General features: G+C 33.3%; 10 protein-coding genes. 6 read left to right on the top strand and 4 right to left on the bottom strand.

The annotated features are described in order from the left end of the window. Window positions 1-15: 15 nt before the first annotated feature. The 4 genes from jag to rpmH all read right to left on the bottom strand — a co-directional run bounded on the left by jag (window position 16) and on the right by rpmH (window position 2,132). Window positions 16-654 carry an RNA-binding cell elongation regulator Jag/EloR gene (jag, locus tag COI44_RS20265; RefSeq protein WP_098429561.1) on the bottom strand — a complete coding sequence of 213 codons (639 nt, stop codon included), beginning with the start codon at window positions 652-654 and terminating at the stop codon, window positions 16-18. After that, window positions 651-1,436 (bottom strand): YidC family membrane integrase SpoIIIJ, encoded by a 786-nt coding sequence (gene spoIIIJ, locus COI44_RS20260; RefSeq protein ID WP_069033639.1) that lies wholly within the window; start codon window positions 1,434-1,436, stop codon window positions 651-653. Before spoIIIJ ends, jag begins: the two co-directional genes overlap by 4 nt. A 39-nt stretch (window positions 1,437-1,475) precedes the next feature. Continuing rightward, window positions 1,476-1,856 carry a ribonuclease P protein component gene (rnpA, locus tag COI44_RS20255; RefSeq protein WP_098429560.1) on the bottom strand — a complete coding sequence of 127 codons (381 nt, stop codon included), beginning with the start codon at window positions 1,854-1,856 and terminating at the stop codon, window positions 1,476-1,478. A gap of 141 nt (window positions 1,857-1,997) precedes the next feature. Further along, window positions 1,998-2,132 (bottom strand): 50S ribosomal protein L34, encoded by a 135-nt coding sequence (gene rpmH / locus COI44_RS20250; protein WP_056467137.1) that lies wholly within the window; start codon window positions 2,130-2,132, stop codon window positions 1,998-2,000. Window positions 2,133-2,877: 745 nt separating this feature from the next. Here rpmH and dnaA point away from each other — a divergent pair. From dnaA to gyrA, 6 genes are all read left to right on the top strand, one after another. Then, complete coding sequence (dnaA, locus tag COI44_RS20245; protein WP_098429559.1) at window positions 2,878-4,224, top strand: chromosomal replication initiator protein DnaA; 1,347 nt, start codon at window positions 2,878-2,880, stop codon at window positions 4,222-4,224. Between the two features lie 156 nt (window positions 4,225-4,380). Then, window positions 4,381-5,526 carry a DNA polymerase III subunit beta gene (gene dnaN, locus COI44_RS20240; RefSeq protein ID WP_098429558.1) on the top strand — a complete coding sequence of 382 codons (1,146 nt, stop codon included), beginning with the start codon at window positions 4,381-4,383 and terminating at the stop codon, window positions 5,524-5,526. 218 nt (window positions 5,527-5,744) lie between these two features. Continuing rightward, entirely contained in the window at window positions 5,745-5,963 is a 219-nt protein-coding gene (yaaA, locus tag COI44_RS20235; RefSeq protein ID WP_098429557.1) for a S4 domain-containing protein YaaA, read from the top strand. 17 nt (window positions 5,964-5,980) lie between these two features. After that, window positions 5,981-7,102: a DNA replication/repair protein RecF gene (gene recF, locus COI44_RS20230; protein ID WP_098429556.1), complete on the top strand. Its 1,122-nt coding sequence runs from the start codon at window positions 5,981-5,983 to the stop codon at window positions 7,100-7,102. A 98-nt stretch (window positions 7,103-7,200) separates the two neighbouring features. Then, a complete protein-coding gene (gene gyrB / locus COI44_RS20225) occupies window positions 7,201-9,120 on the top strand; it encodes a DNA topoisomerase (ATP-hydrolyzing) subunit B (RefSeq protein ID WP_098429596.1) in 1,920 nt (639 codons plus the stop codon). 66 nt (window positions 9,121-9,186) lie between these two features. Beyond that, window positions 9,187-11,697 carry a DNA gyrase subunit A gene (gyrA, locus tag COI44_RS20220; protein WP_179887205.1) on the top strand — a complete coding sequence of 837 codons (2,511 nt, stop codon included), beginning with the start codon at window positions 9,187-9,189 and terminating at the stop codon, window positions 11,695-11,697. Window positions 11,698-12,236: the final 539 nt, after the last annotated feature.

The following is a 12,236-nucleotide window of genomic DNA, read 5'->3' as shown; positions in this document are numbered from 1 at the left end:
AAAACCAATTAAGGCTTATCCCTTAATTGGTTTCTTTAAATCTATAACTAATTGACGATGCGGATCTTGGCCTACAGACTTTGTAGAGATATTCGGCATATCTGTCAGTATATGATGTATAATTTTTCTTTCGAAAGAAGGCATTGGCTCTAAAGAGATCGCCTTTCTTGTTTTTAAAACTGTTTTAGCAGTCTTTTTTGCAAGAATTTCTAGCGATTCCTTACGTTTTAATCGATAATTCTCTGCGTCAACGACAACATGAACCAATTGTTTTGAATGACGATTTACAAATGTTTGAACTAAGAATTGAAGAGCATTTAAAGTATTACCTCTTTTTCCAATAATAAGGGCAACCTTATCACCCTTTACTGTAAATAAGAAGGTTTGTTCTTTAGTTCCTTGCAATTCGAAATTTACATCTACAGTTTCATCAAGACTTTTAACAATATTTAAAAGGTAGTCGTATGCTTTTTCGATTAAAGTCTTCTTTTTAACAACTAATACTTTAGCAGGTTTAGCACCAAATCCTAAAAATCCTTTTTTGCCGTCTTCGATTACTGTAATTTCTACGTCTTCTTCTGTTGAACTAAGTTGCTGAAGTGCTATTTGAACTGCTTGTTCGATTGTTTGACCAGTAGCAGTTACTTCTCTCACTTACTAGCCCCTCCTACATTGTTATTTTTAACGGTAGTATTACCTCTATTAACAAATAATGTTTGAAGAATCATAAATGTATTACCAACTACCCAATATAAAGCTAAAGCAGATGGAAGTCTAACAGCAAATATTAAAATCATGATTGGCATAACATAAAGCATGATTTTCATTTGTTGAGCAGCAGGTCCAGTCATTGAACCAGTACTCATCGATACTTTTTGTTGTATGAAAGTTGTAATACCAGCGATGATTGGTAAAGCATAAATTGGATCCGGATGTCCTAATTGGAACCATAAGAAGTCATGTGCTTTAATTTCCATTGTTCTCATAATCGCATGATAGAAAGCAATTAAAATTGGCATTTGAATAAAAATTGGTAAACAACCAGAAAGTGGGTTTACACCATGTTGTTGGTACAACTTCATTGTTTCTTCATTTAATTTTTGGACAGTTTTTTGATCCTTAGAAGAATATTTTTCTTTAAGTTTGGCCATTTCAGGCTGGATTGATTGCATCGCTTTCGTACTTTTAATTTGTTTAATCATTAACGGTAGTAAAGCTAAACGGATTAAAAGTGTTACGACGATAATCGACATTCCATAACTTCCACCAAAAATTTTAGACACAGCTGTGATTAACCATGATAGTGGATAAACGAAATACTCATTCCAAATCCCCGTACTTTCAGATGTAATCGGTTGGTTTGTTTGCGAACACCCAGCTAACACGACTACTAATAAAAGAACTGTAACTAGCAATTGGTACTTCTTAGTCTTCAAACTAGTTCCTCCTTTAAGAAGTTACATTTAAATATGTAATTACTTAATTTGATTTTTATCTAATTTATGTTTTGAATCACGTATTTTAAGCGCTTCCGCCCTTTTCAACACATGAATTAAACTTTTTTTAAATTCATTAAAAGGTAGTTCAGTACAGGGCTTTCTTGCGATCACAACAAAATCCATATTCACACGAAGATCATCACTTAATTCAGTAAGAGCTTGTCTTATATACCGCTTAATATGATTTCTCTCTACAGCATTACCTAACTTCTTACTAACAGATAATCCTATTCGAAATTGCTTTTGATCTTCTTTTTTTAATGTATAGATTACAAATTGTCGATTTGCAGTTGACGATCCCTTTTGAAAAACGCGACTAAAATCTGCATTCTTTTTTATTCTGTTTTTCTTGTTCATGTTCTACTGACACCTCAAATGATTCCTTCAATTATCATAACAATTTTTTTAAAAAAAATGAGGCCTTTTTTACTTACAAATTGTGACATAAAAGCAAAAAAGGCCTTCTTATTAGTGAAAAAGACCACTGTTGACAGTGGCCTACGCAGATAATACTTTTCTTCCTTTACGACGACGAGCTGCTAGAACTTTACGTCCATTTGCAGTGCTCATACGGCTACGGAAACCATGTACTTTGCTGCGTTTACGTTTGTTTGGTTGAAATGTTCTTTTCATTATATGACACCTCCCTGAGGAATTACTGTAATAGACAGTCCTATAAATTATAAAGAATAACTACTATTAATGTCAATGTAAGATGTTAAATCATGATGAATAATTATTTCCAATTTGTGAAGAATGGTTGATCCAGCGAGTTTTAGTCAGAAATAAATAAAAAGAAAGTCACTCAATTTAATAAAAGAAATGCGATTTACTCCTATCATTTCCCTCCAACAAATTTATAAACGATTAATCCGAGCAAAAATATGGTGTCGAAAGATTTTTTAAACGCACTTTTAAGTGAATAAAAAAATCTACAAAAAACTATGACTTCCCCTTTTCTTAAAATTGTTAAGTGCTCTGTGGATAATATTTTTCTACATATTTTTTACCCACAGCAGTTACTGACAACTTTTACACAAGTTCTTTTTCTGTGGACAATTTTTTTAAACAAGTGGATTAGCATGTGGATAACATTAACTACTCATTGAAATAGCTAAAGATTTTTGATATTATTAATTTGTTTTCCACTTTGGACAAGTCGTTTATTATTTTTATTTGTCCACAGATGTTAATAACTTGTGGACAGGTTTTACACTTGTACCATTTTTAAGTTATCCACATGGGTGAATACTGTCAAATAAAGTGGATTTTTGCAGTTTTATAAAATAACACATATTCAAAGACATGAATAAAAATAAATACTTAATTTATGTGCTTGTACAAAAGTTGAACAAGCTTTGTAAGGAGGGATTACTGTTTGGAGAATATAGGGGATCTGTGGTCCAGGGTTCTAGCAGAAATAGAAAAAAAAATTAGTAAACCAAGCTTTGAAACATGGCTAAAATCAACAAAGGCATTTTCTTTAAAGAATGATACTTTAACAATTATTGCCCCAAATGAATTCGCCCGTGATTGGCTTGAGTCAAAGTATTCATCATTGATAATGGATACAGTTTTAGAAATAACTGGAGCGGAATTAGAAATTAAATTTATCCTTCCTCAAAATCATGTAGAAGAAATAGAGATGAATATACCGGCCGTTAAAGCCAAAGTAAAATTTGAGGAACCAGTAGAGTTCAATCAAAGTATGTTAAACCCTAAATATACTTTTGATACTTTCGTAATTGGTTCAGGTAACCGTTTTGCCCATGCAGCATCATTAGCGGTTGCTGAGGCGCCTGCAAAAGCCTATAACCCATTATTTATATATGGGGGCGTTGGGTTAGGAAAAACCCACTTAATGCACGCAATTGGACACTATGTACTTGAGCATAATCCAAATGCCAAAGTCGTTTATTTATCATCAGAAAAATTTACAAATGAGTTCATTAATTCAATTCGTGATAATAAAGCAATTGAATTTAGAAATAAGTACCGTAATGTAGACGTACTACTTATAGATGATATTCAGTTCTTAGCTGGAAAAGAACAAACGCAAGAGGAATTTTTCCATACTTTTAATACTCTTCATGAAGAAAGTAAACAAATCATTATCTCAAGTGACCGACCACCTAAAGAAATTCCTACATTAGAAGATCGACTTCGCTCACGATTTGAATGGGGCCTTATTACGGATATCACACCACCAGATTTAGAAACAAGGATTGCGATTTTACGTAAAAAAGCTAAGGCTGAGGGGTTAGATATTCCAAATGAGGTAATGTTATATATTGCAAATCAAATTGATACGAATATACGTGAATTAGAAGGAGCTCTTATTCGTGTAGTCGCTTATTCATCATTAATTAACAAGGATATAAACGCTAGTGTGGCCGCTGAAGCCTTAAAGAATTTAATTACAGCGACGAAGCCTAAAATAGTATCAATACATGACATTCAACGAACAGTTGGAGAATTTTTTAGTATTAAATTAGAGGATTTTAAAGCAAAGAAACGCACAAAATCTGTAGCCTTCCCAAGACAGATTGCAATGTATCTTTCAAGAGAGCTTACAGACCATTCTTTACCAAAAATAGGAGAAGAGTTTGGAGGCCGAGATCATACAACAGTTATTCATGCGCATGAAAAAATTTCAAAATTAGTTGAAACTGACTCACAGTTGCAATCTCAAATTAAAGAAATCAATGAAAAATTAAATCAGTAGAGTTATTTACCTGTGCATAACTTTCTATCTTTTTTACACAGTCTATCCACATGTTGATAGACTTATTTTTCTTTACTAAAATATAGTTATCCACAAATCCACAGGCCCTACTACTATTACTATATTATTTTATAAATTATATAAGGAGTACAAACAATGAAATTTACTGTACAAAAAGATCATCTTGTTAAAGCTGTACAAGAAGTTATGAGAGCTGTTTCATCAAGAACAACTATTCCAATCTTAACTGGAATTAAATTAGTCGTTACAAGTGAAGGTCTAACTTTCACAGGTAGTGATTCAGATATATCAATAGAATCGTATTTACCAACCGTATTAGATGATCAACAACTAGTTGATGTAAAGCGATCTGGAAGCATTGTATTAAATGCTCGATATTTTAGTGATATTGTAAAAAAATTGCCTTCAGATTTTGTCGAATTAGAATCTGATAATAATTATGTAACTACAATAAGAGCTGGAAAAACTGAATTTAGCTTAAATGGTTTTGACTCTGAGGAATATCCACTACTTCCTCAAATTGAAGAACATGAAACAATTTCTATTTCTGCAGATTTATTAAAATTTATGATTCGTCAAACTGTGTTTGCAGTATCAACTTCAGAAACTAGACCAATTTTAACCGGTGTAAACTGGAAGATCGAAAATGGTGATTTAACATGTATAGCAACAGATAGCCATCGACTAGCTTTAAGACAAGCTAAAATTGACGAAAATTCTACAACAAGTGAATTTAAATCTAGTGTAGTAATTCCTGGGAAAAGTCTAAATGAATTAAGTAAAATTCTAGATGACAATGATGAAAAAGTTGAAATCGTCTTAACAGAACATCAAGCTTTATTTAAAACTAAACATCTATTGTTCTTTACTCGATTATTAGAAGGTAATTATCCTGATACATCAAAGTTAATTCCAAGTGAAAGTAAAACGGAACTAACTGTAATGACGAAAGAATTCTTACAAGCTATTGATCGTGCTTCTTTATTAGCAAGGGAAGGAAGAAATAATGTTGTCCACTTAGAAACAGTTGGTAACTCAGTGGTCAATGTTTCTTCTTATTCTCCTGAAATCGGTAAAGTAGTAGACGAAATTGTATGCGAGGATATTAAAGGTGAAGAATTAAAAATCTCTTTTAGTGCGAAGTATGTTATGGATGCATTAAAAGCAATTGAAAGCCCAGAAATTTATATTCAATTTACAGGGGCTATGAGACCATTTTTAATTCGTACTGTAAATGATTCAAGAACATTGCAATTAATTTTACCAGTTCGCACATACTAGTTAGTAAATTCTATCGAAAGGGGCTGACCTAATAGAATGTACTAGCAATCTCCAACGAGTAGAATGAATAATAAATTTATTCTACAAATTTGTTTGGGGAGTGCAAAGTACATTTAGGTCAGTCTTTTTGTAGTTAATAGACAAAATAAGGGTTAAGTGTTTTTTTTCTTACAGAAGTTTAGTACAATTAAGGAATGGATAAATGAGGGTGATAAAAAATGAAAACAGAAAAAGTTAAAATAAATACAGATTATATTACATTAGGTCAATTTTTAAAGCTTGCGGGTGTAATTGATACAGGCGGAATGGCTAAATGGTTTCTATCTGAGCATGAAATCTTTGTGAACAATGAACCTGAGAACAGAAGAGGAAAAAAATTAGTGTTAAATGATACAATTTCTATAACTGGAAAAGGTTCGTATATTATAACTTCATAAGTTTTGGGGGAATCCCATTGTATATTAAAGATTTACAACTAAAACAATATCGTAATTATGAAAAACTTGAATTAAATTTTCAAAATAATGTTAATGTCATTATTGGTGAGAATGCTCAAGGTAAAACAAATTTAATGGAATCCATTTATGTGCTAGCTTTAACAAAGTCTCATCGAACAAGCAATGACAAAGAAATGATACGTTGGGATGAAGAATATGGTACAATAAAGGGTACGTTACAGAAAAAAAATCAGCAAGTAACACTACAGCTAATCCTCTCAAAGAAAGGTAAGAAAGCAAAGCTGAACCATCTTGAACAGATGAAGTTAAGTCAATATATAGGCGTGATGAATGTCGTTATGTTTGCACCGGAAGATTTACATTTAGTAAAAGGTAGTCCGCAAGTGCGTCGTAAATTCCTAGATATGGAACTAGGACAAGTTTCGCCTGTTTACCTACATGAACTGAGTCAGTACCTAAGAATCCTCCAACAGCGAAATTCACTACTAAAAACATTACAAACTAGCCGAGATCGGAACTATTTAATGCTTGAAGTCCTAACATCTCAGCTTGTAAAACATGCCGTAAAAATAATCGAAAAACGAATTTCGTTCATCAAATTACTACAGGATTGGGCATCGCCTATTCATAGTCAAATTTCTAGAGAGACCGAAAAACTAGAAATTATATATAAACCAAGCATTAATGTATCAGATTTAACAGATTTGACGAAAATGGAAGATGAGTACATAAAACTTTTTGAAGCTGAAAAAGAACGTGAAGTATCAAGAGGTACTACATTGCTTGGTCCGCATAGAGATGATTTGGTTTTTATGGTAAATGACAAAAACGTTCAAACTTTTGGATCGCAAGGACAGCAGCGGACAACAGCTCTTTCATTAAAACTAGCAGAAATTGAACTGATTAAAGAGGAAGTTGGAGAATATCCTATACTTTTATTAGATGATGTTCTTTCAGAGCTAGATGACTATCGTCAAACACATTTATTAAATGCAATTCAAAATAAAGTACAGACTTTTGTCACAACAACAAGTGTCGACGGAATTCAGCACGAAACAATAAAACAAGCTAATATTATAAATGTTTCACATGGAACAATTATAAGTACTTCTCGATAAATAACTTATGAAATTTCTACTACGCCGCCTAATAAGCATAGCTGAAATTTACTAATTCTTTTATGTAAAATAAAAAAAGTAGGTGAGTGTTCATGACAATGGATCAAAAGATGCAAGAACATAATTATGATGAAAACCAGATACAAGTTCTTGAAGGTTTAGAAGCCGTACGTAAAAGACCGGGTATGTATATCGGTTCTACGAGCGGAAAAGGATTACATCACTTAGTATGGGAAATCGTTGATAACAGTATAGATGAGGCATTGGCTGGATACTGTGATGAGATTAACGTAATAATTGAAGAAGATAATAGTATTACAGTTAAGGATAATGGCCGTGGAATTCCAGTAGGTATCCATGAAAAAATGGGTAGACCTGCTTTAGAAGTAATTATGACAGTACTTCACGCTGGTGGTAAATTTGGCGGCGGAGGATACAAAGTATCTGGTGGATTACATGGTGTAGGTGCTTCAGTAGTAAATGCGTTATCTACTTTGCTAGAAGTTCACGTTCATCGTGAAGGTACTATTTATTATCAACAGTTTGCTAAAGGTATACCTGTTGCAGATATGAGTATCGTTGGTGAAACAGATGTTACCGGAACGATTACTCATTTTAAACCTGATACTGAAATTTTCACTGAAACGACAGTTTATGAATTTGATATATTAGCAAACCGTTTAAGAGAATTAGCGTTCCTTAATAGAGGTATTCGCTTAACAATCGAAGACCGTAGAGAAAACAAACAAAATAAAGAATTCCATTACGAAGGTGGAATTAAATCATACGTTGAACATTTAAATCGTTCTAAAGAAGTAATACATGACGAACCAATTTTTGTAATTGGTGAAAAAGATGGAATTAGTGTAGAAATTGCACTTCAATATAACGAAAGCTATACAAGTAATATTTACTCATTCACGAATAACATTAATACACACGAAGGTGGTACGCACGAGGTTGGGTTCAAAACTGCTTTAACTCGCGTTATTAATGATTATGGTCGTAAGAATGGTCTAATTAAGGATCAAGATAGCAATTTATCGGGTGAGGATGTACGTGAAGGATTAACGGCGATCGTTTCTATTAAACATCCAGATCCACAGTTCGAGGGACAAACAAAAACTAAGTTGGGTAATAGTGAAGTTCGTACAATTACAGAGCAAATTTTTGGAGAGAAACTTGAAAAGTTTTTATTAGAGAATCCGACAGAAGCTAAAAAAATAGTTGAAAAAGGTTTAATGGCTGCTAGGGCTCGTGTTGCTGCAAAAAAGGCTCGTGAATTAACGAGAAGAAAAAGTGCTTTAGAAGTATCAAGTTTACCTGGGAAATTAGCTGATTGCTCTTCAAAAGATTCTTCTATCAGCGAAATTTATATCGTTGAGGGTGATTCAGCGGGTGGAAGTGCTAAACAAGGACGAGACCGTCACTTCCAAGCAATTCTTCCTTTACGTGGGAAAATTATTAATGTTGAAAAGGCTCGACTTGATAAAATTTTATCAAATAACGAGGTTCGTTCAATGATCACTGCTTTTGGTACTGGAATCGGTGATGATTTCGATATCGAGAAAGCACGATATCATAAAATTATATTGATGACGGATGCTGATGTAGATGGTGCCCACATCCGTACTTTATTGTTAACGTTCTTATATCGTTATATGCGTCAAATCATTGAAAGTGGTTATATTTATATTGCTCAACCACCTTTATATAAGATCCAGCAAGGGAAGAAAATACAATATGCTTATAATGATCGACAAATGGATGAGATTATGTCGACTTTAAATGCAGTACCAAAACCTGTTATCCAACGATATAAAGGTCTAGGTGAAATGAACCCTGAACAGTTATGGGAAACTACAATGAATCCAGAAACGAGAACGTTACTACAAGTTAACCTTCAAGATGCGATCGAAGCGGATGAAACGTTTGAAACATTAATGGGTGAAAAAGTAGAGCCAAGACGTAACTTTATTCAAGATAACGCTAAGTATGTAAAGAATTTAGATATTTAACAAGTATTTGTAAGGAGCTATATGCTCCTTTTCTCAGGTAGATACGGAAACTAAAGGGAGGTGCCGATGTTGAGTGAAAATCAACAAATTAAAGAAATAAATATAAGTCATGAAATGCGTAATTCCTTCCTAGATTATGCAATGAGTGTAATTGTTTCTCGAGCGTTACCAGATGTACGAGACGGCCTTAAGCCAGTTCATAGAAGAATTTTATATGCAATGAATGATTTAGGTATGACAGCTGATAAAGCTTATAAAAAGTCAGCGCGTATCGTTGGTGAAGTAATCGGTAAGTATCACCCACATGGTGACTCTGCTGTATATGAAACAATGGTACGTATGGCTCAGGACTTTAACTTCAGATATATGTTAGTAGATGGCCATGGAAATTTTGGATCAGTTGATGGTGACGCGGCGGCGGCGATGCGTTATACAGAGGCTAGGATGTCTAAAATTTCGATGGAATTGATTCGTGATATTAATAAAAACACGATTGATTTCCAAGATAACTATGATGGTTCAGAAAGAGAGCCAATCGTTCTTCCTGCACGTTTCCCTAACTTGTTAGTAAACGGAGCAACGGGAATAGCGGTTGGTATGGCAACGAATATTCCTCCGCACCAATTAGGTGAAGTAATTGATGGTGTTCTTGCATTAAGTAAAGAACCAGAAATCACTACTCAAGAATTAATGGAATATATTCAAGGACCAGATTTTCCTACATCGGGTATGATTCTAGGTAAAAGTGGTATCCGTAAGGCCTATGAAACTGGTAAAGGCTCTATTGTTATTAGGGCAAAAGTTGAAATTGAAGAAAAAGCAAATGGTAGACAAACAATTATTGTTACAGAGTTACCTTATCAAGTAAATAAAGCTAAGCTTGTTGAACGAATTGCTGAACTAGTTCGAGATAAGAAAATAGAAGGTATTACTGATTTACGCGATGAATCTGATCGAAATGGTATGCGTATTGTCATTGAAGTTAGAAGAGACGCGAACGCAAATGTACTTTTAAATAATCTATATAAACAAACTGCTCTTCAAACAAGTTTTGGTATTAATTTATTAGCACTTGTAAATGGTGAACCAAAAGTTTTATCTCTAAAAAGCTGTTTAAAACACTATTTAGACCATCAAATTATTGTTATTAAACGCAGAACACGGTTTGAGTTAGAAAAAGCAGAAGCGCGTGCACACATTTTAGAAGGTTTGAAGGTTGCTTTAGACCATTTAGATGCTGTAATTAGCTTAATTAGAGCTTCTCAAACAGGAGAAATCGCTAAAAACGGCTTAATGGAAACATTTAATTTATCTGAAAAGCAAGCTCAAGCAATTTTAGATATGAGGTTACAACGTTTAACTGGATTAGAGCGCGAAAAAATCGAAGAAGAATACCAAGAGTTAATCAAGTTGATTGCAGAATTAAGAGCAATTCTTGCGGATGAGGAAAGAGTTCTTGAAATTATTCGAGAAGAATTAACTCAGCTAAAAGAGCAGTATAATGATAAACGAAGAACAGCAATTGTTCCTGGTGGAGTTGAAATCATTGAAGATGAAGACTTAATACCAGTGGAGAATATCATTGTAAGTTTAACTCATAATGGATATATTAAACGTCTTCCAGTTTCTACTTACCGATCTCAACGTAGAGGTGGACGTGGTATTCAAGGAATGGGTACTAATAATGACGACTTCTTAGAACACTTACTAACCCCTTCAACACATGATACAATTTTATTCTTTACGAATAAGGGAAAAGTATACCGTTCAAAAGGTTACGAGATTCCAGAGTATAGTCGTACAGCTAAAGGATTACCAATCGTAAACTTACTAGAAATTGACCGAGATGAAAATATTAACGCTATTATTCCAGTAAGTGAATTTCTAGAGGATTGGTACTTATTCTTTACAACAAAACAAGGAATAGCAAAACGTGTACCTTTATCTGCCTTTGCAAACATTCGTACCAACGGATTAATTGCAATAAATTTAAAAGAAGATGATGACGTAATATCAGTACGTCTAACTGACGGAACAAAAGATATTGTGGTCGGTACTTCAAAAGGTATGATGATTCGTTTTAATGAAGATGATGTTAGATCAATGGGAAGAACGGCAACGGGTGTTAAAGCAATTACACTTTCTGATGATGATTATGTTGTTGGAATGGAAGTTGTTGAAGAACACTTAGATATTCTTGTTGTTACTGAACTAGGTTATGGTAAGCGAACTGCACAGGAAGAATATCGAATTCAAAGCCGTGGTGGTAAAGGTTTAAAAACGCTTAATGTCACAGATAAAAACGGTAAGATGATTTCATTAAAATGTGTAAGTGACGAACAAGATTTAATGTTAATTACTGAGTCTGGTGTAATGATCCGTATGCCAATTGAGCAAATTTCACGTTTAGGTCGAGTTACCCAAGGTGTTAAATTAATAAAACTTGATCAAGAAGGTCATGTTGCGACTGTAGCAATTGCTGCGAAAGAAGAAGAGGAAATTGATGAAGAAGCTGAAAATGAAGCTGAATTAACGACTCTTGAAAACGAAGATGAGATTGAAACAACAGAAGAATAATATAGCAGTGACTAGTAAAGAGGGAACGAGTATGTTCTCTCTTTTTTTTATTGTATACTGATGTGTTAATCATAGAGAATCGGGTGGAAGAAGTATTGATCCTTTCATATACAAAATGAGTGCTTGAGCGTTCATCTAATTTAAAAAACAAAAAATAGATTTCAAAATAGCCGTCGCCTTAATGAAGATTAGCATTAATCAGATCATTTTTGGGCTATTCAAATTGGTTGGTATTTTCACTTATGATACATTATTAATGTTTTAAGTTAACTACAACACAATCCGGTTAAATGGAGTAAGCACCGAAAATACTTTCTACTATTAGATTATGGTTTTATTATTACGATTTTGATTAGTATATCACCATTATGTACTAATTTAGATAGGAGGATAAATGCTTGAGTTGAAGGGAATTTTAATGAAGTGTAATGTTTTATTTTTTTTTGAAATTATATTATAAAAACTATTGACCAAGGTTGTTAGATTTGTTATTATATAGAAGTCGCCAAGAGATACGGACGACAAAATGAACTTTGAAA

Origin of the sequence: Bacillus sp. AFS088145 (assembly GCF_002564465.1) — a bacterium.
GTDB lineage: Bacteria > Bacillota > Bacilli > Bacillales > Bacillaceae_G > Gottfriedia.
This window is presented reverse-complemented; position numbering and strand designations above follow the sequence as displayed.